The 22,288-nt window shown below is 52.7% G+C and carries 20 protein-coding genes; 16 read left to right on the plus strand and 4 right to left on the minus strand.

The annotated features are described in order from the left end of the window. Positions 1 to 37 precede the first annotated feature (37 nt). Positions 38 to 1,111 carry a calcium/proton exchanger gene (gene cax / locus AC0VZ8_RS09945; protein ID WP_475486742.1) on the minus strand — a complete coding sequence of 358 codons (1,074 nt, stop codon included), beginning with the start codon at positions 1,109 to 1,111 and terminating at the stop codon, positions 38 to 40. Between the two features lie 187 nt (positions 1,112 to 1,298). Between cax and AC0VZ8_RS09950 the strand changes: the two genes are divergently transcribed. Beyond that, positions 1,299 to 1,685: an Asp23/Gls24 family envelope stress response protein gene (locus AC0VZ8_RS09950; RefSeq protein ID WP_009589611.1), complete on the plus strand. Its 387-nt coding sequence runs from the start codon at positions 1,299 to 1,301 to the stop codon at positions 1,683 to 1,685. Positions 1,686 to 1,738: 53 nt separating this feature from the next. Here AC0VZ8_RS09950 and ftsW read toward each other — a convergent pair whose 3' ends face one another. Both ftsW and AC0VZ8_RS09960 read right to left on the minus strand, forming a co-directional pair. Further along, positions 1,739 to 2,956, minus strand: a complete 1,218-nt coding sequence (gene ftsW, locus AC0VZ8_RS09955) for a putative lipid II flippase FtsW (RefSeq protein WP_194541738.1) — start codon at positions 2,954 to 2,956, stop codon at positions 1,739 to 1,741. A gap of 11 nt (positions 2,957 to 2,967) precedes the next feature. Next, positions 2,968 to 3,315, minus strand: coding sequence for a YugN family protein (locus AC0VZ8_RS09960; protein ID WP_009589628.1), 348 nt, complete (start codon positions 3,313 to 3,315; stop codon positions 2,968 to 2,970). Positions 3,316 to 3,567: 252 nt separating this feature from the next. Here AC0VZ8_RS09960 and AC0VZ8_RS09965 point away from each other — a divergent pair, with 252 nt between their 5' ends. The 9 genes from AC0VZ8_RS09965 to AC0VZ8_RS10005 all read left to right on the plus strand — a co-directional run bounded on the left by AC0VZ8_RS09965 (position 3,568) and on the right by AC0VZ8_RS10005 (position 12,547). Next, a complete protein-coding gene (locus tag AC0VZ8_RS09965; RefSeq protein WP_071223687.1) occupies positions 3,568 to 4,077 on the plus strand; it encodes an NUDIX hydrolase in 510 nt (169 codons plus the stop codon). Positions 4,078 to 4,110: 33 nt separating this feature from the next. Continuing rightward, positions 4,111 to 5,280: a M20 family metallopeptidase gene (locus AC0VZ8_RS09970; RefSeq protein WP_475486743.1), complete on the plus strand. Its 1,170-nt coding sequence runs from the start codon at positions 4,111 to 4,113 to the stop codon at positions 5,278 to 5,280. A gap of 140 nt (positions 5,281 to 5,420) precedes the next feature. Next, entirely contained in the window at positions 5,421 to 7,205 is a 1,785-nt protein-coding gene (locus AC0VZ8_RS09975) for a DNA repair helicase XPB (protein ID WP_475486744.1), read from the plus strand. Then, positions 7,202 to 8,923: a helicase-associated domain-containing protein gene (locus tag AC0VZ8_RS09980; RefSeq protein ID WP_475486745.1), complete on the plus strand. Its 1,722-nt coding sequence runs from the start codon at positions 7,202 to 7,204 to the stop codon at positions 8,921 to 8,923. The genes AC0VZ8_RS09975 and AC0VZ8_RS09980 overlap by 4 nt, the downstream gene beginning before the upstream one ends. Positions 8,924 to 9,025: 102 nt before the next feature. Then, positions 9,026 to 9,463: a YlbF/YmcA family competence regulator gene (locus AC0VZ8_RS09985; protein ID WP_071223946.1), complete on the plus strand. Its 438-nt coding sequence runs from the start codon at positions 9,026 to 9,028 to the stop codon at positions 9,461 to 9,463. A 47-nt stretch (positions 9,464 to 9,510) separates the two neighbouring features. Further along, the gene (locus tag AC0VZ8_RS09990; RefSeq protein ID WP_006209210.1) at positions 9,511 to 9,774 is read left to right on the plus strand and encodes a YlbG family protein; all 264 of its coding nucleotides are present in this window, start codon (positions 9,511 to 9,513) and stop codon (positions 9,772 to 9,774) included. Positions 9,775 to 10,181: 407 nt separating this feature from the next. Beyond that, on the plus strand, positions 10,182 to 10,619 hold the full coding sequence (locus AC0VZ8_RS09995; RefSeq protein WP_071223691.1) for a hypothetical protein: 438 nt from the start codon (positions 10,182 to 10,184) through the stop codon (positions 10,617 to 10,619). A gap of 117 nt (positions 10,620 to 10,736) precedes the next feature. After that, positions 10,737 to 11,642, plus strand: coding sequence for a selenium metabolism-associated LysR family transcriptional regulator (locus AC0VZ8_RS10000; RefSeq protein WP_071223692.1), 906 nt, complete (start codon positions 10,737 to 10,739; stop codon positions 11,640 to 11,642). Between the two features lie 50 nt (positions 11,643 to 11,692). After that, positions 11,693 to 12,547 carry a PHP domain-containing protein gene (locus AC0VZ8_RS10005; RefSeq protein WP_162487680.1) on the plus strand — a complete coding sequence of 285 codons (855 nt, stop codon included), beginning with the start codon at positions 11,693 to 11,695 and terminating at the stop codon, positions 12,545 to 12,547. Positions 12,548 to 12,721: 174 nt separating this feature from the next. Here the strand turns inward: AC0VZ8_RS10005 and AC0VZ8_RS10010 are convergent, their stop codons facing one another. Further along, positions 12,722 to 14,479, minus strand: a complete 1,758-nt coding sequence (locus AC0VZ8_RS10010; RefSeq protein WP_260064160.1) for an Rqc2 family fibronectin-binding protein — start codon at positions 14,477 to 14,479, stop codon at positions 12,722 to 12,724. Between the two features lie 178 nt (positions 14,480 to 14,657). On the opposite strand from AC0VZ8_RS10010, the gene AC0VZ8_RS10015 reads away from it, so the two are divergent. From AC0VZ8_RS10015 to gmk, 6 genes are all read left to right on the plus strand, one after another. After that, positions 14,658 to 17,453: a calcium-translocating P-type ATPase, SERCA-type gene (locus AC0VZ8_RS10015; protein WP_475486746.1), complete on the plus strand. Its 2,796-nt coding sequence runs from the start codon at positions 14,658 to 14,660 to the stop codon at positions 17,451 to 17,453. 75 nt (positions 17,454 to 17,528) lie between these two features. After that, on the plus strand, positions 17,529 to 18,362 hold the full coding sequence (dapF, locus tag AC0VZ8_RS10020) for a diaminopimelate epimerase (protein ID WP_475487669.1): 834 nt from the start codon (positions 17,529 to 17,531) through the stop codon (positions 18,360 to 18,362). Between the two features lie 186 nt (positions 18,363 to 18,548). Beyond that, positions 18,549 to 20,420, plus strand: coding sequence for a bifunctional homocysteine S-methyltransferase/methylenetetrahydrofolate reductase (locus tag AC0VZ8_RS10025; RefSeq protein ID WP_260064158.1), 1,872 nt, complete (start codon positions 18,549 to 18,551; stop codon positions 20,418 to 20,420). Between the two features lie 38 nt (positions 20,421 to 20,458). Then, positions 20,459 to 21,346, plus strand: coding sequence for a YicC/YloC family endoribonuclease (locus AC0VZ8_RS10030; RefSeq protein WP_071223695.1), 888 nt, complete (start codon positions 20,459 to 20,461; stop codon positions 21,344 to 21,346). Positions 21,347 to 21,399: 53 nt separating this feature from the next. Beyond that, positions 21,400 to 21,660, plus strand: a complete 261-nt coding sequence (remA, locus tag AC0VZ8_RS10035) for an extracellular matrix/biofilm regulator RemA (RefSeq protein WP_006209218.1) — start codon at positions 21,400 to 21,402, stop codon at positions 21,658 to 21,660. A 13-nt stretch (positions 21,661 to 21,673) separates the two neighbouring features. Further along, entirely contained in the window at positions 21,674 to 22,246 is a 573-nt protein-coding gene (gene gmk, locus AC0VZ8_RS10040; RefSeq protein WP_071223696.1) for a guanylate kinase, read from the plus strand. The last annotated feature ends 42 nt before the right edge of the window (positions 22,247 to 22,288 follow it).

Here is a 22,288-nt window from a genome sequence, read left to right on the forward strand (position 1 = left end):
GATGTATGCGGCTGTGCGGGCGGATCGTTTCCTACGCTTAGACGAGGAAGAACGAGACGCCCAGTATGATGTATACGGCGAGCAGCAGAAGGCCTTCATACCAGTTGGAAGCACCGTCCTGCGTAATGGATCTGGCAATGAATACGGCGACGCCGATGGCGACCAGTTCCAGCGTGGTGAACACGAGATCCATCGTATCCCCGAGGAAGAAGCTGATGAACACGAGCACGGGAGCGACGAACAGGGCGATCTGCAGGCTGCTGCCGACGGCAATTTCAACGGCGGCGCCGATTTTGTTCTTCATCGCCAGCATGATGGCTGCACTGTGTTCGGCGGCGTTACCGATAATCGCTACCAGGAAGGCCCCGATAAACAGCTCGCTGAGGCCATACTCGTGACTGATAGGCTCAAGGACCCCGACAAGCCATTCGCTGACAAACGCGACCATGACGGTGGCGACGACAAGATACAGAATCGAGCGTTTCTTGGACCAGGTGGGGCCGTGCTCGTGCGGTAGCGCATCCTGGTCGTGATCGTCGCTGACATCCGCCAAATAATTTTTGTGAGTAATCATTGAGAATCCAAGCCATGCGATGTAGGACACGATAAGAATTCCCGCTACAATGAGGCTGAGCGTCTTGGTCTCACCCTCCGTAATGGAGTGGGTATTCAGAAAGACCGCAGGGATGAACAGCGCGATAATGGCCAGCGTCATCAGGGATCCGTTCAGACCTGCCAGCGTCACATTATATTTCTGGATTTTAAACTTGAGGCCCCCGGCAAACAGGCTGAGCCCGAGAACGAGCAGCAAGTTGCCGATAATGGAGCCGGTGATGCTTGCTTTCACCATATCGTACAAGCCTTCCTTGATCAGCAGGATGGCGATGATCAGCTCTGCCGCGTTACCGAAGGTAGCGTTGAGGAATCCGCCGAGTCGTTGACCCGCGTAATGCGCAACGCTTTCGGTTGCTTTGCCTAGAAAACCGGCGACAAAAATAACCGAAATAGAAGACAAAATGAATTGGAGCGTGAAGTTCCAGTTCGCAAAGTGTCCCAGCGCGCTCAGTAAAAAAGTGAAGATGAGAAGCGCGGGATTTAGCCATTTTTTCATAACCGACACCTACCTTATGGTTTATGTACTGATGAGTTCTTGCGATTGGAAACGACGATTCTCGCATCGCTTTCTACAATATACCCAAATTTTTCGAAAAATTATCCCTGTTTTCTGAAGGGAGCATTTGCTTTTTGGGTCCGTTACGATTTACAATAACGGATAATGAGGTGAAGGAGGATATGGCATGACGGAACAACTTCAACTGGATAACGGTTTGATTCGAATATCGGATGATGTCGTCTCGAAAATTGCCGGATTGGCTGCCTTGGAAACCCCAGGTATTGCAGCCATGTCCGGTGGATTGTCCGAGGGCTGGGCTAAGAGACTGAGCGGCAAAAATGTGCAAAAGGGTGTTACCGTGGAAGTAGGTCAGCTGGAAGCGGCGATCGACCTGCGGATTATCGTGCTCTATGAGACACCAATACATGAAGTGTGCCGCATGCTTCAACAGAATGTCCGCGAAGCTGTCGAGAGCATGACAGGGCTTCGTGTGGTTGAAGTCAACGTGAAGGTCGAAGGCGTAGCGTTTAAAGACGATGAAATCGACGATATTCAGCTTCGAGCCAAATAAGACGACCATAGGGGATCGTGCCCCGCTAATTATGAAAAAAATCGAAAAAAAGACTACCGGATTGCCCGGTAGTCTTTTTTAATTACGGATTTAACCTGCTCCTCTTTCATCGGACGGTTGCTGTCCCTGGATATGCTAAGCACGATTCCCATACTCAGCATCATGACCAGCAGCGAGGATCCGCCATAACTGATGAACGGGAGGGTAACGCCCGTTATCGGGATGGTATTGGTCACCCCGCCGATATTGATGAAGGCCTGAATGGCGATCAGTCCCATGATGCCGACGCCGGTCAAAGTACCGAAGGGATCCGAACAGCGAAGCGAAACAATGATCCCTCGCAGGATAAAATATAAGTAGAGCAGGAGGAATATCGCGGTTCCGATAAAACCGAATTCTTCGCCGATGACCGAAAAGATAAAGTCGTTATAAGGATTCGGCAGGTAATGCAGCTTCTGCACGCTCTCCCCGTAACCGGCTCCGGTGACACCGCCCTGGCCGATGGCGATCAGCGATTGAACCAGATTGTAACCCGTGTCCGACTCATCGTGGAACGGGTCCATGAAAGCCTCGATCCGGCCCATCTTATAGTTCTTGGAAGCCTCTTCCTGATCTCCGCCGGAGTTAAAGAGCGATCCGACGCCCAGTGTGAGCACTAGGCCAAGCGCGACAAGCGAGATACATCCGAGGATATGCTTGAGGCTGGCGCCGCCGGCATAGATCAGCAGCCCGCTGGTAGCCACGAGGATGAAACAGGAGCCCAGGTCCGGCTGAAGCATGATCAGTCCCGCTACGATCCCTACAATAATGAGTACGGGGAAGAAACCGCCCTTCCATTGACGGATTCGTTCCCCTTTTTTGGTGATCAACGCTGCCAGATAGACAATGGTCGCTATTTTGGCCAGTTCGGTTGGCTGGATGCCGAATTTCCCCAGGTTAAACCAGCTTGTGGCTCCGTTGGTTGCGGAACCGATGATCACCACAAGAATCAGCAGCATTAAGGTTAGAAAAAACACCGGTATGAATAGCTTCTTGTACTTTTTATAGTTGATGTTCATGGCAACAAACATAACCAATGTGCCAAGGACGGCAAACGCGACTTGCCGCTTCGTAAAATGCAGCGGATCGTTATTGAATTTTTCATTGAAAACGGCCAAGCTGGAGCTGGAACTGAACACCATGATCAGTCCGAATCCCACCAACAGCAAGGTAAGGATCAGCAGTTGAAAATCAGGCGTCCCTCTCTTCGGCTGAGGTTTGGTCGTATTCATAATGTTCGACCTTACGCTTCCAGAAGAGCTTTGAGCTCTTGAAGCTTCTTGGTGGCCACATTCATAACGGGCTGTGGAGCCATGGATTCATACTCGAGTCCGTGCGGGAACGTGGCTTTACCCAGGTATACCGCTTCGATTTTGAGGATGGTGTCCGGTTTTTCGAGCTTGCCTTCAACAGCGCGGGTGTTAATGCGCAGGAAGTATTCAGCCTGATTTTTTTTATCTTCGATTTTCAAGTCATATGTAGCGCGGTAGTATTCCCACTGCCAACGAATGAAGCCTACTTTCTCGGCACATTCATCGAGGTAAGCTAAATCGCTGTGCAATCCGTCCAAGCCTGTATTTTCGAAAATCATGTGGTCGTAACCCCCTTAATAGTCCTTGCAAAGTTCTTTAATATGATAGTATGTTTCAGGAACTTGTGCAAGCCTGTACCGCCCGTCACGCTTCAATTGAGACCTTTTATCCAGATGAGTTTTTGATAACGACAGGCATTCTTCTTTTCTGCTAAAATAAAAGCAAGTGAAAACGCTGTGAAATGTACGCTTTCCATTCAGGTGGTTATATATTCATAGGACTTCAATTCAAGCGAAGGGTGGATATGGCCGATGAACCGCGTCGTTTACCGCACGGATTATTATGTAGTGGAAGAGAACGGGCAGAAGGAAATTGTCGTGATCGACCGGATTCCGGAATCGGCAGCGGTTGTGGCCGTTTATCAAGGATGTCTGCTCTTGGTATGCCAGCACCGGGAAGCGGTGGATGAGATCACTTGGGAGCTTCCTGGCGGAACGGTGAAACCCGGTGAGGAACGGAAGCTTGCCGTGAAGCGGGAGCTTGAGGAAGAGGCAGGTGTGCTGTGCAAGGACTTGTCCTACATGGGCAGCGCTTATCCGATGGCTTCTCTGGCCAACCGGAACGTTCATTATTATTTCACCGACGATTTGAAGGTGTCCGTTAGCCAAGAGTCGAATCAAGATGAGGACGAAGATGTTAGAGCTATGTGGGTCCCGCTCAGGGATGTGTATCGCAAGATGAAGGAAAGCGGCCGAATGGATGCCATGGTTGGGCACGGGCTGCTGCTGAGCAAGCTTCACGGATTTCTTGCGATCGATTGAGCCGCATATAGCGGGGAAGGATGATGGAACTTGATGAAGGAAGCATTTTGGGAACAATGGTATCCACGGATGGTGGAATGGCGGCGTCATTTACATATGCACCCGGAACTTTCGTTCCAGGAGAAGGAAACTTCGACATTTATAGCAACCCGGCTGCAGGAGCTTGGTCTGGAGGTCAAGACAGGCGTAGGCGGTCATGGAGTGATAGGAATTCTCAGAGGAGATAAACCCGGCAAGACCGTTGTGTTGCGCTCCGACATGGATGCGCTGCCGATTGAAGACGGCAAGAGCTGCGAGTACAAATCGCAGGTGCAAGGAGTGATGCATGCTTGCGGGCATGACGGGCATGCCTCCATGCTGCTGGGAGCTGCGGCTTACTACAGCACGTACCCGGAAGAAGTCGAGGGCGAGATTCGTTTTATGTTTCAGCCAGCGGAGGAAGTCTGCCCCGGCGGTGCGGTAGAGATGATCAAGGATGGAGCGCTTGACGGAGCCGACGTTGTCTATGGTCTCCACTTATGGACGCCGTTTCCAGTAGGAACCGCAGCGAGCGCGCCAGGTCCGCTGATGGCTGCTGCGGATGAGTTTTTCATTGATATTACGGGGCGCGGGGGACACGGCGGTATGCCGCATGTGACAGCAGATGCCCTGGTAGCGGGGGCAGCGCTGGTCATGCAGCTTCAAACCATTGTAAGCCGCACGGTAGATCCGCTGCAGCCTGCCGTGGTTACGGTAGGAACGATGCAAGCCGGAACGGCGCAAAACGTCATTGCTTCCTCTTGCCGGATCACGGGAACGGTACGCACCTTTGACGAACCTACCCGGACGCTAATACGGGAGCGGATCGAGCATATGACCCGGACGGTTTCGGAAACCTACGGCACGAAAGCAGCGGTTCGATATCTCGTCGGTTATCCACCCTTGGTGAATGATGAGACCGAAACCGCTCGCTTCTTCCGTACGGCCCCTAAGGTATTCGAAGCGGATCAGGTCAAGGTGTCACCCAAACTGATGCCGGCAGAGGATTTTGCATACTACTTGAAGGAAATTCCAGGCTGCTTCATTTTCGTTGGAGCCGGTAACCCGGATAAGGCGGCAATCTATCCGCACCACCATCCGATGTTCGACTTTGATGAAGATGCCATGCGTTATGGGGCGAAGCTGCTGGTCGAGATGGTGTCGAGCTATCAGAACGGGGACTAGACTTTAAGAAAATCGCAATCATCGCGCATGAACGCTCGTAATTTGGAAATCCTATAGATCATAGGGGAAGTTCAGATCCATGGACATGGATGTGGGCTTCTTTTTTTTTAGATGACCAAACGTTACGAGGAGGGAATAGGGTGCATAACAAGCCATGCATCGTCCAGCGGGATCGGACCATATTGCTTGAAACCGCTCATGCGGATGCTGAGATCGCACGCGTACAACTGGCCCAGTATGCGGATTTGATCAAAAGTCCTTCGTCTTTTCATACATATCGCCTCACCCCGTTATCCTTATGGAACGCCGCTGCCGGGGGAATGACGGCTGAGGCAATTTGTTCGAGCCTTCGGTCGCTGTCACGATGGGATGTGCCGGCAGCTCTGCTCGAAAAGGTTTGCCAGCTCGTTGGGCGTTACGGACAGCTGTCGCTGCTCCCGCATCCCACGCTTGACAGCTCATTGCTGCTATCTAGTCATGAGGAAGCCTTGATGCAGGAGCTGATATCCCATCGCTCCCTGAAGGAAATCGGCGTTCGATTGATTTCGCCGAAGGAAGCAGAAGTGCCTTCAGACCGACGTGGCCTATTGAAGCAGGAGCTGACCCGGCTCGGCTATCCTGTGCTGGACCACGCGGGATATATGGACGGGCAATATCTGAACATTCTTTGGCGTGGTGAAAAATCGGACAGTGGGGGTCTTGAAGACTCCAACGGCGGATCCAACGATCAGCGCTTTCAGCTCCGCGACTATCAGCGGAAGGCTGCCGATTCCTTCAGGGATGTCGGCGGTGAAGGCGGCAACGGGGTCCTTGTCCTGCCTTGCGGTGCCGGGAAAACGGTCATTGGCATCGCTGCGATGCGCGATCTGCAGTGCGAGACTCTGATCCTCACTTCCAACACAACGTCTGTACGGCAGTGGATCGCCGAGCTGCTGCAGAAAACCTCGCTGTCCGCGGAGGAGATCGGTGAATACTCCGGTCAGCGCAAAGAGGTGAGGCCGGTAACGGTCGCCACCTATCACATCCTGACCCACCGACAAGGCAAGGGGGATGAACAGCAGCATATGAAGCTGTTTAATGAACGCCGCTGGGGCTTAATCATCTATGATGAGGTTCATCTTCTTCCGGCCCCAGTATTCCGTGCGACGGCTGATATTCAAGCGACCCGCAGGCTCGGACTGACCGCCACCCTGGTTCGAGAGGATGGAAGGGAGCATGACGTGTTCTCGCTGATCGGCCCCAAACGATATGAAATGCCGTGGAAAAGGCTGGAGGAGCAGGGCTGGATTGCTTCGGTGGACTGTACGGAGATTAAGGTGCCGCTGCCGGATGAGATCAGAGCAGCCTGCGAGACGGCGGGCAAAAGGGATCAGTATCGGCTGGCTGCCGAAAATCCGTCCAAGCTCCGCGTGATTCGGCAACTCGTGGATTTCCACAAGGATGCACAGACGCTGATTATTGGGCAATACCTGGATCAGCTTCATGCCATTGCCGAGGAACTGCAGGCCCCTCTCATTACGGGGCAGATGACGCAGGATCAGCGCAATGAATGGTATAAGGCTTTCCGGGAAGGAACCGTCCGTGTACTTGTCGTTTCGAAAGTGGCTAACTTCGCCGTTGACCTGCCCGATGCCTCCGTGGCGATCGAGGTATCGGGAAGTTACGGCTCTAGGCAGGAGGAGGCGCAGCGTCTCGGACGCTTGCTGCGGCCGAAGCAGGGGGAGAACCGGGCTTATTTTTATGCATTGGTAACGGAGGAGAGCCGGGAGGAGATGTTTGCGATCCGGCGTCAGCTGTTCCTGATTGAGCAGGGGTATGAATATCACGCGATTCAAGCGAAGCACCCAGCCTTCCTTGACATGTCATCGATGCGGCATAGGCATCGCCTGCAGATTCCTGACGGGAAGGAGGCCTCGTGGAGATGATGGAACAGCAGGACGTGGCGGATGCCATAAGCTTAGATCGGCTTCTTCCGAAGGAGCGGTCGGTCCTTCATCATATCTGGAGCCGTTTTGCCGGGCAGCGATTTGATGACGACAAACTTCGCTCGCTGCGCGTTCGGCGCTTGAGCGGCGTGGAAGTGCAGCTCGCTTTCTTATCCTTGAGGCAGCAGCGATGGGTTCAAGCGGTGAAGCAGGGCTGGGGCGAGAGGATGTATTTCATCCCTTTTGATAAGCTTCAGATTCTCCAGGAGGCCTTTGGCGATCTCAAGGCGGGTTCCGTTCCCGCAGCTGCCGTGAAGCTCCAGCAGGAGGGAAGAAGCGGGATAGCAGTCGATATGTTCAACGTTCTCGTATATGTCGCTAAGAACCGAGTGGCTGTGACTGCTAAAGGGGTTCTGCATAAAAAATTTATTCAGAAGCTGGGGAGCGTGGTGGAATTATCGCCATCCGATGTTGAGGGGCTCGCACTTCAATATGATCACGCTGATGTTTACCCACCACATATTGCGGTTGTATTGGATTTGCTGTTTTCGTTTGATCTGGTCGCCCTGGAGCAAGGGGAGCTTAGACTGAACATGACCGCATTGCGCCATTGGCTTACACTCACGCGCGAAGCGATGGACCGATTGGTTCTGTTGCGCATGATGGAACGCTATGTTCCGAGTTCGGCCGAGTATCAGCATTTCACATGGCGGATATGTCACTCATCACGGATCGGCGGGATGTGGTACTATGCTCAGCACACATTGGCATATGGCGAGGAGCCCCAGAACTTGGAGCCAAGTAGCGGAAGGGAATTGTCCGCGGAGGACGCAGCTTCATGGCTCCGTTTATTAACCGGCTGCGGTTACACCGATCTTGGCATGGATCACGATGGCCAATTCCTGTTCCGGTGGCGTATGGATCCCTGCTCCTTGCTGAGTGGAAGCAGCCAGTCTAACACCGGATCTTCGGGGCTGTTTATCCAGCCGGATTTTGACATATTGATTCCGCCTGACGTGTCTTACACGGTCAAGTTTACGGCTGCCCTGTGCACGGAGCGCATCTCGGATGACGTAATGACGGTCTATCGTCTGACCAGGGATTCGGTAGCTCAGGCAGCGACAGCAGGAATGGGTCTGGAAGCGATCACGGCATTTTTTACGGAGTATGCTGCGGCGGGAATTCCGGAGAACGTGCACGCTGCCTTAAATCAGTGGGCCAAGGAGCCTGAAAGAACGGGTAAGGAAGAGCTTTTACGCTTTACCGGTGCGGCTCCGAAAGATAAAACCGAACCCGGGGCTTGTGATGAAGAAGATAACCGTTACGCCATGCCGGGTTATCCTGGCAGCCCATCCTGCAGTTTGATTCGCCCTGCGCGCAGCGAGCTTGTTCTTGAATTGGACCACAGTCTTCCGGATATAACGTCAATCGTTCCGGATTTGAACCGGATTCCCATCATGTGGACACGGGATTGGCGCTCTTATCACGGTTCGACGGCCAAGCAAATGATGGAGCAGGCGCTTGAATTGTCAGCCAAATTAGAGATTGCGGTCGAAGGCAGCCGGATGGAGTTTATTCCATTTCAGCTCGAGCGGCAGCCATGGAAAATTTCGGGGGCGTTATACGATCCGGACTCCGAATCTGATTCCGAAATGACGGAAACCGTGGTGCAGTTAGGCGAAGGGGAATGGAAGGAAATGCGGCTTGTGATTCCGTAAAAGCGTATGAATTCCCCCTTCTTAAGATACGAGCGTTATGCTATGATGAAAGAGTCCACGAACAAAGCGTGGGCCAAACTAATAGAAAAGCGGGATGAGTTCATGAGCGTATCGGAAATAAATACGGTCGATATGGCCGAGGTGCTCACCTATGCCTATGAAATAGGCGACATGATTAATGCTTCCGTCGAAGTGGCGGATTATCTATATTGGAAGCAGGCAGTTGAGGGTGATCCTATGATTCAGGCTTTGATCAAAAAGCTTGAGTCCAAGAAAGAGCTGTTTGAAGAGACTCAGCGGTTCGGTCACTTTCACCCGAACTACCATTCGGCCAAGGATGAAGTAGCCGCAGTGGAAGCCGAGCTTGAGGCTTTCGAGCCTGTAGCCCGATTCAAGCAGGCGGAGAAGAATCTGGACGATCTGCTGCATTCGATGTCGGAGAAGATTGCTTTTTCGGTTTCGGAGAGCATCAAGGTTCCGGGCAACGATCCTCTTCCCAAGAAGGGGTGCGGCAGCGGCGGAGCTTGTTCGTGCGGATAATAGGCATAGACTAGAGATAGAGACGAAAGTGAGGCGAGGAGCTTAGGATGTTGGCTGAACGGACCGGTTTTATTATATGGGTCAGCGATGTAAAGGCAGCAAGGAATTTGGAGAAATACGGCAGTGTGCACTATATATCACGCCGCATGCATTATGTTGTCATGTACGTCAATGCTGACCGCGCCGAGGAAACAATGAAGAACATCCGGAGATTGTCCTACGTTCGTAAGATCGAGCGCTCCTACCGGAATGAGATTAAGACGGAGTACAGCAGCAAAGGGCCGGATAAAGCGAAGTTTTACGGACCTTAGCATGATGTCCTGATCGAGAATCTAACGCAAATCGCATAAGTTAGCGAGAAGAGTGTAAAGCGGCCCCCTCAGGGCCGCTTTTTTTAAGCTATCGGAAAGTATAAAATTGGAGCGTTGGCATGGTCTTATAAAGTTTATTAGGGATTGATGACGATAGATTGGCATAATTCGGAATCTTGTTTGATAAAATAGTATAAGTAAGGTACAATTTACATTTTAATCAAACCCATCATTCCATTCGGGCGTCTGCGCCTCAACGCACAGGATACAACTAGAGATATTTCTAAATTTTCGGTGATTGTTCACAAGAAGCGAGGTTTCAATCTTGTGAATGCCAGTGGAATGATGTAATATGTTGGGTATATATACATAGATACAAAGACCCATTTGGTGGAGAGTGATATTCCATGCGCGACAAAGGGACTGAGCGGTGGAGCACCTATGAGCCGTTTTATATTACGTTAAATGATAAAAAGGTCGCCGACATCGTCATTACCAATCATGCGAAGAGCCGTTATACGGACCGGGTTCAAGGTAACGACACGTCCCATGAGGAAATCGGGACTTGGATGTGGGAGTGCCTGAAGCAGGACCGGATCGTGCCGTATTACCGCAACGAGCAGGATGTCTATCTGATTGACGACGACCTGGTTGTAGTGGCGGAGTTCTCGGAGCTGGAGCATGAACGTGATCTGATTGGCAACCCGCTGCATCGGATGATTATTGTAACTTTTTTGGGACGTATGTCAGAAACCATTGAGCTTCGAGACCTGAAGTCTTATTACTCATGGCTTCGCCATTCACGTCGCATGACACTGATTAAGAACAGCCGTAAACGTAAATAAAGAAATAGAGTTTTCATATGGCATGCGAGCGTAAGCGCGGATGTCTTTTTTGTATGCTCCGCCGCGATCCGTTACAATGATAAATACAAAAGCGGCAGCGAGAGGGGAACCAATGTTATGAACTTTCATCAGCTACATATTTTTTACACGGTAGCAGAGCGCGGGAGTTTTTCCGCTGCTGCCCAGGCGCTTCATATGAGCCAGCCGGCTGTGACGATGCAGGTACAATCGCTCGAGGAGTATTTTGGGACAAAGCTCCTCATTCGTTCCACCAAGCGCATGGAATTATCCGAGGCCGGGAGGACGCTGCTTCCTTTTGCCCGGAAGAGCCTGGAGCTGTCGCAGGAAACGGACGCGGCGATGGCGGCTTTCTCTAATAAGCTTCAGGGAAGGCTGCAGTTGGGGGCAAGCCTGACCATCGGGGAATACGTGCTGCCCCGATTGCTGGGGCCCTTCGGCCGGGAGTATCCGGATATATCCATTATGCTGAAAGTGATGAACACCACGCAGATCCTCGAGGAAATCGCCGGCCATCAACTGAATTTTGGGCTGATCGAGGCACCTGTGGAGCATCCGGATATGGTCCTCGATTCGGTCATGGAGGATGAGTTGAAACTGATCGTTCCTTCCGGCCATCCTTTAGCAATAAGGAAAGATGCGATATATTTGGAGGACGTGCTGAAGTATCCGTTTGTGCTTCGCGAGAAGGGGTCTGGCACACGGAAGGTGATGGAGGATGTGCTGCTTATGCGGGGGTATGATCCCGAAAGCATCCAAACGGTCATGGAGCTTGGGAGCACGGGAGCGGTGAAATCGGCGGTAGAGGAAGGGCTCGGCATTACGATGCTGTCGACCTCAACGGTCAAGCATGAAACCGCGCTCGGTTTAGTCAAAATGATTGATATTGCGGATGCCTCGTTTAAACGGAATTTTTATTCCATTCAGTTGCGGTCCGCGCTGCTGCCGATGTCGGCGATGACGTTTTTGGCCTATTTAAAGGAACGTCAGCAAAACCAGCGATAAAGCACACCCGAACTTACAACGAAAGGGGATTGATTGACATAGATAAATCGATGAATCGGACAGGCTGCGACCTCCATTCCCACACCCAGGCTTCGGACGGGATGAACACACCTTCGGAGAACGTGCAGCTTGCTTTCGAGCGGGGACTTGGGGCTCTAGCTATAACGGACCATGACACGGTGGCCGGTGTCGAGGAGGCGCTGCAAGCCGGAGAAAGCCTGAACATGATCGTGGTCCCTGGCGTAGAAATCAGCACCATGGCAGGCGGGACGGATATTCACGTCCTGGGCTATTACATAGATTACCGGGACCCCGTGTTTCTGGAGCGGCTGGCAGAGCTCCGTCGTACGAGAGTGGAGCGCAATGAGAAGATCATGGCGAAGCTGAGAGGGCTTGGCATCGAGCTGACGATGGAGGAAGTGATCAGAGGCTTGGGGCGGCCGCTGGAACCCGATGAGAGCATCGGCCGCCCGCATATTGCGGATGCCCTGGTTCTTAAGGGTCATGCCCTCGATCTAAGGGATGCCTTCGATCGGTATCTCGCACAGGGCGCAGCTGCATATGTGCCACAGCCGCGGATTCATCCCAAGGAAGCCTGCGAATGGATACGCGAAGCCGGGGGGGTGCCGGTGCTTGCGCACCCTGGACTCTACGGCGATGATGCATTGGTGAGAGCGGTCATTGAAGAGGCTGCTTTCAAGGGGATTGAAGTCTATCATTCGGACCATGGGGCAGCAGAGGAGAAACGGTATTTGGAGATGGCCGAGGCATACGGTTTGATTGTGACCGCCGGATCCGATTACCATGGCGAGAGGCAGGGCCAGGTGTTCCATGGGGATATCGGCAGCCGCCAGGTATCCATCCAGGTGTTGGATGAGCTTCAACAGGCGCGGGCAAGGAGCTAAGCTCGACAACACGGCGCGGGTTTCGAGTGGAATCCGTTTGTGCTGCTCCGGCGGATTCGTATAGCAGAGTCGGGGCATGACAGTAAGAAAAAACGGGTCCTCCGGCAGGTCATACGACCTTTCGGATACCCGTTTTGTGGTTAAACGAACGATATATCGAGTTCTTTGCTCATCTTAATTGCGATTGTTTTTTACTGAACTGGGCATCGCCTTGATCCGCTGCTCGTCCGGCGTGACGAACAGCGTTTTTTGATTGTCATAAATGACAAACCCGGGCTTGGCTCCATTCGGCTTGCGTACATGGCGAATGAGCGTGTAGTCGACAGGCACGCTGCTGGATTCTTTGGCCTGGCTGTAATAAGCCGCCAGCTGTGCCGCTTCCTGCAGCGTTGCCTCCCCGTACTCGCTGCTTCGGATGACCACATGAGAGCCCGGGATATCCTTGGTGTGCAGCCATGTATCATTAGAGGAAGCGAGACGGTTGGTTACGTATTCGTTTTGGAGGTTGTTTTTTCCAACATAAAGCTCGATGCCTTCGGATGAAGTATAGACATGCAGCGTCGGCTTGTCGTTTTTCTTCTTTTTCTTCGCTTTACGATTGCGGTCTCTCAAATATCCCTGCTGGATCAGCTCGTCCCGGATTTCATCGATGTCGCTCAAGGAAGCATGCGACAGCTGCTGCAGAAGATTCTCGATATAGTTGATCTCTTCGCGGGTTTTGATTAACTGTTCGTCGATGACCGCGAGGCTGTTCTTGTATTTATTATATTTTTTGAAATAGCGCTGCGCATTGTCCGACGGAGTCAGGAGCGGATCGAGCGGAATGGTGACGGTCGCCTGCTCTTCATCATAGAAGTTGACAAGCTGTACTTCACGGTCGCCCTTCTGAATCTGGTGGAGTGAGGCGAAGAGAAGCTCGCCAAAGATGCGATACCGGTCGGCATCCCCGGCTTCTTCCAAGTCCTTGTTCAGATTATCCAGCTTCTTGATGTTCTTCGTCCGTTCATTCTGCAGGAATCGGAGGAGGTCGCTGACCTTTTGTTTTACCGTATCCCGCTGCGCCTTATCCCCGTAATAATCCTCCATGCATCGACTGACCGACTCGTACGTTGTAGTCTCGTCCACCAGCAAGGTCAGCGGAATGACGGAGAACACCGACTTTCCTTTGGCATTGACGCCTGTAACCGGCGTATATTGATGGTTGCGTACTTGTTCCATGACCTCATCAAATGCGCTCCACAGACTTCCGCAATCTTTTTCCCCTTCAAGCTCGCCTGGACTCCCTTCCCCTGCGCGGTTGGCAATTTCCTGGGCCGCGAGCGGACTGAGGCCGCTGAACGCGCCGACCAGCCATGGAACGGCCTGCTCCTCGTTCATCAGACAGGATTCCCGGAAGGCTTCCTGCAAGGTTTCGAGCGGATTCAGCTTGTGCTGCTCCGGCGGATTCGTATAGGAGAATCCCGGCATAACCACGCGGTAGCTGCTGATGGCTGGCGTCACATGGTTAATGCCGTCCAGAATGGTGCCGCTTGCGGGATCGAGGAGAATAATGTTGCTGTGTCTGCCCATGAGCTCGACGATGATTTTCTTGGAGGAAATATCCCCGAGTTCGTCACGCTGCCGGATCGTAATATGGATAATTCGTTCCATCCCCACCTGCTGGATGTCCTCGATGATGCCGCTCTCGCAATGCTTGCGCAGAATCATGCAAAACATAGGGGCTTCGGCCGGATTCAGAAAGGTCTCCTGCGTCAGGTGCACCCTGGGATACGTGGGGTTTGCGGATAGCAGCAGCTTGGCGTTTCCCTGCTGGGTGCGTATATGAAACACGATGTCCCGATCGTTCGGTTGATATATTTTATTGATCCGTGCGCCCCGGCATGATTGAAGCTCATGCACGATCGCACGCGTGACAATGCCGTCTAATGCCATCCTTCATTCTCCTATCTGTCTGTTACCCTTCCTATCGTACTTCTCTATGATGCCATATTTCCCTCAAAAACTTAAGGCCCCTTCTGTGATAATTCAGGACCTGTCCGAATACATTTACGTAGAAAGGGTGGAAAAGCTGTCATCCGCCGGAGCAAAACAACCGGGAGGGAAAGGAAGCATGGAACAAAAGCAATGGCATCAGATGGATACGGATGAGTTGCAGCAAGTGCTGCATATGCATCCGGAGCAGGGCCTCACGGAAGAGGAAGCCGGGGAGAGGCGAAAAAAAAGCGGCTATAACGAGCTCTCCGAGGGCGTTAAAATTTCTCCATTTGTTCTGTTCTTGAATCAATTTAAGGATTTCATGGTGCTGGTCCTCCTTGGAGCCACCCTGGTATCCGGTCTGCTGGGCGAGTATCTGGATGCCGTAACGATTGTAGCCATCATCCTGATCAACGGGATCCTCGGTTTCGTCCAGGAATTCAGGGCAGAACGGTCGCTTCGGGCTTTGAAGCAGCTGTCCGCGCCGACGTCCAGGGTCATCCGGGACGGCAAAGTGGTACAAGTTGCTGCTAGAGAGCTCGTACCTGGCGATGTCGTGCTCGTGGAGAGCGGAGACCGCATTCCGGCCGATGTTCGCTGGCTCGAGATCAACAGCTGCAGCGTCGAGGAGTCGGCCTTGACCGGCGAGTCCCTGCCGGTGAACAAACATGCCGAGCCGATTCGCGATGAGGACGTTCCGCTGGGCGACCGCAAGAACATCGGCTTTATGGGCACGATGGTGGCTCGCGGTACGGGCAAAGGCGTTGTCATCCGAACCGGCATGGATACGGAGATGGGCAAGATCGCCGATTTGATCCAGAACACGGAGTCACAGGAGACGCCGCTGCAGCATCGCCTCGAACAGCTGGGTAAAATCCTGATCGCCGTTTCACTGGGGCTTACGATTCTGGTTGTCGTAGCAGGCATTCTGCATGGACAGCCTGCCGCAGGCATGTTCCTCGCTGGAGTCAGCCTTGCCGTTGCGGCCATCCCCGAAGGGCTTCCGGCCATCGTTACGATTGCGCTCGCCCTCGGCGTGCAGCGCATGATTAAGCGCAAAGCGATCGTACGCAAGCTGCCTTCCGTGGAGACGCTGGGCTGTGCATCCGTAATCTGTTCGGACAAAACCGGGACGCTCACGCAGAATAAAATGACCGTAACCCAAGTTTGGCTGGGTGGTCGCTCATTGGAAGTGACGGGGCAGGGGTATGACCCGACGGGTCAGATCCTTCATAGGGGCAAACCCGTGGAGCTCCGGTCCGACCAGGGACTGCGCAGATTACTGCAAATCAGCGGGCTGTGCAACAATGCCGAAATTTATGAGAACGTGCAGGAAGAATCGCGCAGCAAGCGCAAGAGCAAGGAAGAACCGGCAGCCGCTGCCTGGGAATTAAAAGGGGACCCGACGGAAGGAGCGCTGCTGACGCTATCGTCCAAGATGGGATTGACAAAGGGAAGCCTGAACTCCATCTATCAGAGAGACAAGGAGTTTCCGTTTGATTCGGAGCGAAAGCTGATGTCCGTCATCGTCAGCCATCAGGGCGGGCGCTTGCTCTGCACGAAAGGCGCGCCCGATGTCCTGCTGGATGCATGCACTTATATCATGTGGGACGGAAACGTTGTGCCGCTTACCGCTACGCTCCGTCAAAAGGTGCTTGCCGCCAATGAAGGCATGGCTTCTGACGCGCTGCGCGTGCTTGGTTTGGCTTATCGGGATTTGCGTTCCTATGACAAGCCGGAAACGGAGAAAGAGGCCGAGAGCCAGCTTATCTTTGTCGGGCTGGCGGGGATGATCGATCCGCCGCGCCGTGAAGTGCGCGAAGCGATTGCAACATGCCGCCGCGCGGGCATCAAGACCGTCATGATCACGGGCGACCACCGGACGACGGCGGAAGCGATCGCCGCCCAGCTGGGCATCCTGCCAAGGAACGGCCTGTCGTTATCAGGCCAGGAGTTATCCCGGATGGATGACAAAGAGCTGGATGCGAGAGTGGATCAGACCTTTGTGTATGCCCGCGTATCCCCTGAGCATAAGCTCCGCATCGTGAAGTCGCTTCAGCGTAAGGGGCATGTGGTTGCCATGACGGGGGATGGCGTGAACGACGCCCCAGCCATTAAAGCGGCGGATATCGGAATAGCCATGGGGATTACCGGTACAGACGTAACGAAGGAAGCGTCGTCGCTGGTGCTCAGTGACGATAATTTCTCCACGATTGTTTCGGCGATTGAGGAGGGGCGAAGCATCTATGAAAATATTCGCAAGTTTATCCGCTATTTGCTGGCTTCCAATGTCGGCGAAATTCTGACGATGTTTTTTGCGATGATGATGGGTCTGCCGCTTCCGCTCGTTCCGATCCAGATTCTGTGGGTGAACCTTGTTACGGATGGGCTCCCGGCTATGGCGCTCGGGGTGGATCAGCCGGAGAAGGATCTGATGGAGCACAAGCCGCGCGGAGCCAAGGAAAATATTTTTGCCAGACGGCTTGGTTGGAAAATCATCAGCCGCGGCATATTGATCGGCCTGTGTACACTTGGCGCATTTTGGATTACGCTTCGCATCGCGCCGAATGATCCGGACCAGTTGGCCAAAGCGCAGTCCGTTGCCTTTGCCACACTCGTCATGGCGCAGCTGATCCATGTGTTTGACTGCCGCAGCTCGCGTTCGATTTTCCACCGCAATCCGCTTCAGAACAAAGCGTTGGTGCTTGCTGTGCTGTCCTCGGTATTGCTGATGCTCGGCGTCATGTACATCGAGGCGTTTCAGCCGATCTTTAAGACCGTTCCATTGGATTTGAAAGAGTGGGCACTGACACTCGTGGCCGCCGGCATTCCTACCTTCCTGATGGGAGCGGGAAGCGTGTGGGGAGGCAGACGGAACCGCAACCGGAACCGCCGCAACATGATGACGAAGAGTGCAAATATTTCGGCATAAATTGAATGGATAGCCCATCACCTCTGCGATATGCTAAGCACGAGCATAGCAATTGCAGAGGAGATGGGTTTTATGATGGAATTTACGAAAATGCATGGACTTGGCAACGACTTCGTTGTCGTATACGGCGAACAAGAACTTCCATCCAATGCATCCGAACGGGCCGTGAAGCTGTGCAATCGCTTTTTCGGCATCGGTGCAGACGGACTTGTATATATTTTGCCTTCCTCGAAGGCTGATTTTATGATGCGCATCATGAACTCAGACGGTTCCGAAGCCGAACAATGCGGCAACGCCATTCGTTGTGTCGCGAAGTATGTGTATGATCACGGTTATATTGACCGAGAGGAGATTACCATTGAAACCATCGGCGCCGGAGTACAGCAAGTGCGCCTTACGGTTCAGGACGGTCAAGTAAGCAGCGTGCGGGTCGATATGGGTGAACCGGTCCTGGATGGACTGAGCGTGCCTACATTGATCGATCTCCATCCGGTGGTGAATCATCCCATTGAAGTGGACGGCCGGGAATTCCGATTCACTGCCGTTTCCATGGGGAATCCGCACTGCGTCATTTATGTGGACGATGCCATTAACTTCGATCTCGGCGTATGGGGGCCCAAACTTGAGGTGCATCCGCTCTTCCCGAGAAAGATCAACGTGGAGTTTGCGACGGTCAACTCACGGGGGCAAGCAGATATGCGGGTATGGGAGCGCGGTGCAGGGCCGACCTTGGCCTGCGGCACCGGCGCTTGCGCAACATTGGTGTCCTCGGTGCTGAACGGATTGACAGATCGCAGCGCGACAATCTCTCTTAAAGGCGGAGACTTGTTCATCGAGTGGGAGGAGTCCGACAATCATGTGTACATGACAGGGCCGGCCGAGGTCGTGTACGCAGGAACGCTCGCCTGATAGAGGATCCGCCAGCCATGACAATCCCCACCCGCAAAAGCAAAAAAACGGTATGTTGTAAAGTTTGTCCTGTAGGGGTGGACACGGTAGGGAGGCCTTCTGAAGGCCTCCCTTTTGTCTCTTTATCTTTAGAGAGGTTTTATGATACATTAGTTGAAAATAAACGTCGGGTGGAGGAGAAACGCGATGAAACCGAATCTTCGGAAGGCATGGGAGAATCAGGTACTGGTCGGTGACGGCGCGATGGGTACGTATTTATATCAAAAAGGATTTCCTGTGGGCATATCATATGAAGAACTGAATTTAACCTCCCCGGAGGTCATCGGGAACGTTCATCGCCAGTATGTTGAGGCTGGTGCGCAGGTCATTGAGACGAACACGTTCTCTGCCAATTATGACAAGTTGTCCAAATACGGCTTGGAGGCGAAGGTAGGAGAGATCAACCGCGCAGGCGTAAGAATTGCGCGTGAAGCCGCTGGCGATAGCGGATATGTTGTGGGTGCGGTAGGCTCCATCCGCGCGGGCAAAAGAAGCAACATTTCCACGAGCGAACTCAAGCGTTATTTCGAAGAGCAGCTGTCGGTTCTCATATCGGAAGGCGTTGACGGCATTCTGCTCGAAACGTTCTATGACGTGGATGAAATTCAATTGGCTTTGGCGCAGGCCCGGATGCTAAGCGACCTGCCGGTGATCTGCCAGTTTGCGGTGGAGGATATTGCCCGCACGCTGGACGGCTTCACGATGCCGGATGCTTACCGCATCCTGAGTCAAGAAGGCGCGGACGTGATCGGCTTTAACTGCCGGACAGGTCCAAACGGCATCATGCGCGCGCTGGAAACCTTGAACGGTATTATGAATCTTCCGGCTTCGGTCTATCCGAATGCAGGGATCGCCGATTATGTGGACGGGGAATACCGGTATGGTGCGAGTCCCGAGTATTTCGGAAAGACGGCACTGGAGTTTGCGGATCGTGGCGCCCGGATTGTCGGCGGGTGCTGTGGAACGACGCCGGAGCATATTGCTGAAATTTCATCGGCGTTGTCCGGTTACGTGCCTGCGCCGCTTCCGATCGTCGAGGAGGCTGAAGTCAACCGGATCGTGATTCACGAGACGGCCCAAGAGCAATTTTACGAGCGCAGCGGGGAGCCGACGATTGTCGATATCGTGAAGGAGCGGCATACCGTTATCGTGGAGCTGGACCCTCCAAGGGATTTGGATATTACCAAGTTCATGAAAGGCGCGGAAGCTTTGAAAAAAGCGGGGGCCGATGCGTTGACCCTTGCAGATAACTCGCTGGCCGTAACCCGCATGAGCAACATGGCCCTCGGACATCTGGTACAAGCACGCACGGGACTTCGGCCTTTGATCCACATCGCTTGCCGTGACCGAAACCTGATCGGCACGCAGTCGCATATGATGGGCTTTGATGCGCTCGGCATCGACCATGTGCTTGCGGTGACCGGGGATCCGGCACGCTTCGGGGATTTGCCGGATTCCAGCTCGGTTTACGACATGACCTCATTTGAAATCATCCGCATGATCAAACAGCTGAACGACGGCATTGCTTTTTCCGGAAAGCCGCTGAAGCAGAAGGCCAAATTCGTTGTCGGCGCAGCGTTCAATCCCAATGTAAGGCATCTTGACAAGGCCGTTGCTCGCTTGGAGAAGAAGATTGCCTCCGGTGCGGATTATGTGATGACGCAGCCCGTGTACGATCCCGAGTTAATGGTTAGGCTGAGAGAAGCGACGGCACATCTGGATATCCCGATCTTTATCGGCATCATGCCGCTGGCAAGCGGACGGAACGCGGAGTATCTGCATAACGAGGTGCCGGGCATTCAGCTCTCGGATGAAGTCCGCAGCCGCATGGCCGGGCTTGAAGGCGAAGCGGGCCGGGCAATGGGTGTCAAGATCGGCAAGGAGCTGTTGGATGTTGCAACAGAGCATTTTAACGGCATATATTTGATGACGCCGTTTATGTTCTATGAAATGAGCGTACAATTAATGGAGTATGTATGGGAGAAATCGGGCCGTCGATTGACCCCCTTGTTTCATTAATAATTATCAATTACAATAGTGTAATGGATGTGATTCCGATGTCATTGAGCATGACCGGATATGGTCAATCCGTTGTCGATTTTCAAGGTTACAGTGTCTCTTTCGAAGTGAAGTCGGTCAATCATCGGTATTGTGAAATCGTCTTTCGTATGCCCCGTGAATGGGCGTGCTTCGAGGATTCACTTCGACGGACGGTACAGAGCCGAATCGGACGCGGACGGATTGATGTTTATATTAACAAGGAAAACAACGGCGAGTCCCAGGGTGCCGTGCTGAACCACACCATGGTTCAGGCGTATTTACAGGCAGCCGAGGATTTGAAGTCATATGGAATCAAGGGAGATCTGGCGGTGCGGGATATTTTGTCGCTGCCAGATGTTCTTGTTAGTCCGAGCGGACTTCCCATGGATGAAGCGCAGCAGAAGTTATGGAATGATGCGCTTCTTCAAGGTCTTGAACAAGCGCTGGAGGGTCTGATCCAGATGCGCAGCAGGGAAGGTTCTTTTCTCGTGAAGGATATCGAGCAGAGGCTTGACCGATTACAGCTGCTTCACCGAGAAATGACTGAACTTGCTCCTGAAGTTCCGGAAGAGTACCGGAAGCGTCTGAGGCAGCGCATAGAATCTCTTGATGACGGGTCGCTTGCTGTTGATGAACATATATTCGGAATGGAAGTCGCTCTGTTTGCTGAACGTTCCAATGTGGACGAGGAGTTGATTCGCCTTCACAGCCATTTGGAACAATGCAGAGAGCTGCTTCATCAGAAAAGCCCTGTAGGCCGTAAACTGGATTTTCTGATTCAGGAAATGAACAGAGAAGTCAATACGATTGGATCGAAAGCCAATCATCTGACTCTGGTAAACCGTGTTGTCGAAATGAAAGCGGAACTGGAGAAGATTCGTGAACAAGCCGCTAATGTGGAATGACCGCAGCTTCATCGGCAAGTAAGAGTCAAATGTATAGGGGGAGCAACCGCACTATGGCAATCAAACTTATTAATATTGGCTTCGGAAACATCGTATCGGCCAATCGGATCATCTCAATCGTGAGTCCTGAATCGGCTCCGATCAAGAGGATCATTCAAGAAGCACGGGACCGTCATATGCTGATTGATGCTACATATGGCCGAAGGACACGGGCTGTTATCATTACGGATAGCGATCATGTGATTTTATCGGCTGTGCAGCCAGAAACGGTGGCTCACCGTCTGTCCAGCAAAGATGACGACAACGACGAATAAGATGAGGAGTACTATGTCTAGAGGATTATTGATTGTATTGTCCGGTCCTTCCGGGGTGGGTAAGGGAACCGTCTGTACGGCACTTCGCAGCCGGGTTCCGGAGCTGGTGTATTCGGTGTCGGCAACGACGCGTTCGCCACGGCTCGGTGAGGTACATGGTGTGAACTATTTTTTCAAAAGTCGGGAACAATTCATGGATATGATTGAGAACGACCAGCTTCTCGAATATGCGGAATACGTCGGGAACTATTATGGAACCCCGCGTGATTTTGTGGAAGAAACTTTAGCCTCCGGTAAGGATATTATACTGGAGATCGAAGTGCAGGGCGCACTGAAGGTCAAGGAGAAGTTTCCGGAGGGTATCTTTGTGTTTCTGATGCCGCCGTCGCTGGATGAACTGAAGGATCGGATCCAGGGCCGGGGAACAGAGAGCCAAGCGACCATCGACCACCGCATGTCCGTAGCGGTTGACGAAATCAATTTACTGCAGCATTATGATTATGCGGTAGTGAACGATGAAATCAATCTCGCTTGTGAGAGAATACAATCTATCATTATTGCCGAACATTGTAAGGTGAGAAAGTAAGCTGTCTTTTCATAGACGGTGCTAACTTTCAAGTAAAAGAAG

The sequence above is a fragment of the Paenibacillus sp. QJM3NY_38 genome, assembly GCF_056173265.1.

Coding starts and splice junctions, on each gene's coding strand:
- cax (WP_475486742.1), bottom strand. CDS start 1,111: ATGAAAAAATGGCTAAATCCCGCGCTTCTCATCTTCACTTTTTTACTG.
- AC0VZ8_RS09950 (WP_009589611.1), top strand. CDS start 1,299: ATGACGGAACAACTTCAACTGGATAACGGTTTGATTCGAATATCGGAT.
- ftsW (WP_194541738.1), bottom strand. CDS start 2,956: ATGAATACGACCAAACCTCAGCCGAAGAGAGGGACGCCTGATTTTCAA.
- AC0VZ8_RS09960 (WP_009589628.1), bottom strand. CDS start 3,315: ATGATTTTCGAAAATACAGGCTTGGACGGATTGCACAGCGATTTAGCT.
- AC0VZ8_RS09965 (WP_071223687.1), top strand. CDS start 3,568: ATGAACCGCGTCGTTTACCGCACGGATTATTATGTAGTGGAAGAGAAC.
- AC0VZ8_RS09970 (WP_475486743.1), top strand. CDS start 4,111: ATGAAGGAAGCATTTTGGGAACAATGGTATCCACGGATGGTGGAATGG.
- AC0VZ8_RS09980 (WP_475486745.1), top strand. CDS start 7,202: ATGATGGAACAGCAGGACGTGGCGGATGCCATAAGCTTAGATCGGCTT.
- AC0VZ8_RS09985 (WP_071223946.1), top strand. CDS start 9,026: ATGAGCGTATCGGAAATAAATACGGTCGATATGGCCGAGGTGCTCACC.
- AC0VZ8_RS09990 (WP_006209210.1), top strand. CDS start 9,511: ATGTTGGCTGAACGGACCGGTTTTATTATATGGGTCAGCGATGTAAAG.
- AC0VZ8_RS09995 (WP_071223691.1), top strand. CDS start 10,182: ATGCGCGACAAAGGGACTGAGCGGTGGAGCACCTATGAGCCGTTTTAT.
- AC0VZ8_RS10000 (WP_071223692.1), top strand. CDS start 10,737: ATGAACTTTCATCAGCTACATATTTTTTACACGGTAGCAGAGCGCGGG.
- AC0VZ8_RS10005 (WP_162487680.1), top strand. CDS start 11,693: ATGAATCGGACAGGCTGCGACCTCCATTCCCACACCCAGGCTTCGGAC.
- AC0VZ8_RS10010 (WP_260064160.1), bottom strand. CDS start 14,479: ATGGCATTAGACGGCATTGTCACGCGTGCGATCGTGCATGAGCTTCAA.
- AC0VZ8_RS10015 (WP_475486746.1), top strand. CDS start 14,658: ATGGAACAAAAGCAATGGCATCAGATGGATACGGATGAGTTGCAGCAA.
- dapF (WP_475487669.1), top strand. CDS start 17,529: ATGGAATTTACGAAAATGCATGGACTTGGCAACGACTTCGTTGTCGTA.
- AC0VZ8_RS10025 (WP_260064158.1), top strand. CDS start 18,549: ATGAAACCGAATCTTCGGAAGGCATGGGAGAATCAGGTACTGGTCGGT.
- AC0VZ8_RS10030 (WP_071223695.1), top strand. CDS start 20,459: ATGTCATTGAGCATGACCGGATATGGTCAATCCGTTGTCGATTTTCAA.
- remA (WP_006209218.1), top strand. CDS start 21,400: ATGGCAATCAAACTTATTAATATTGGCTTCGGAAACATCGTATCGGCC.
- gmk (WP_071223696.1), top strand. CDS start 21,674: ATGTCTAGAGGATTATTGATTGTATTGTCCGGTCCTTCCGGGGTGGGT.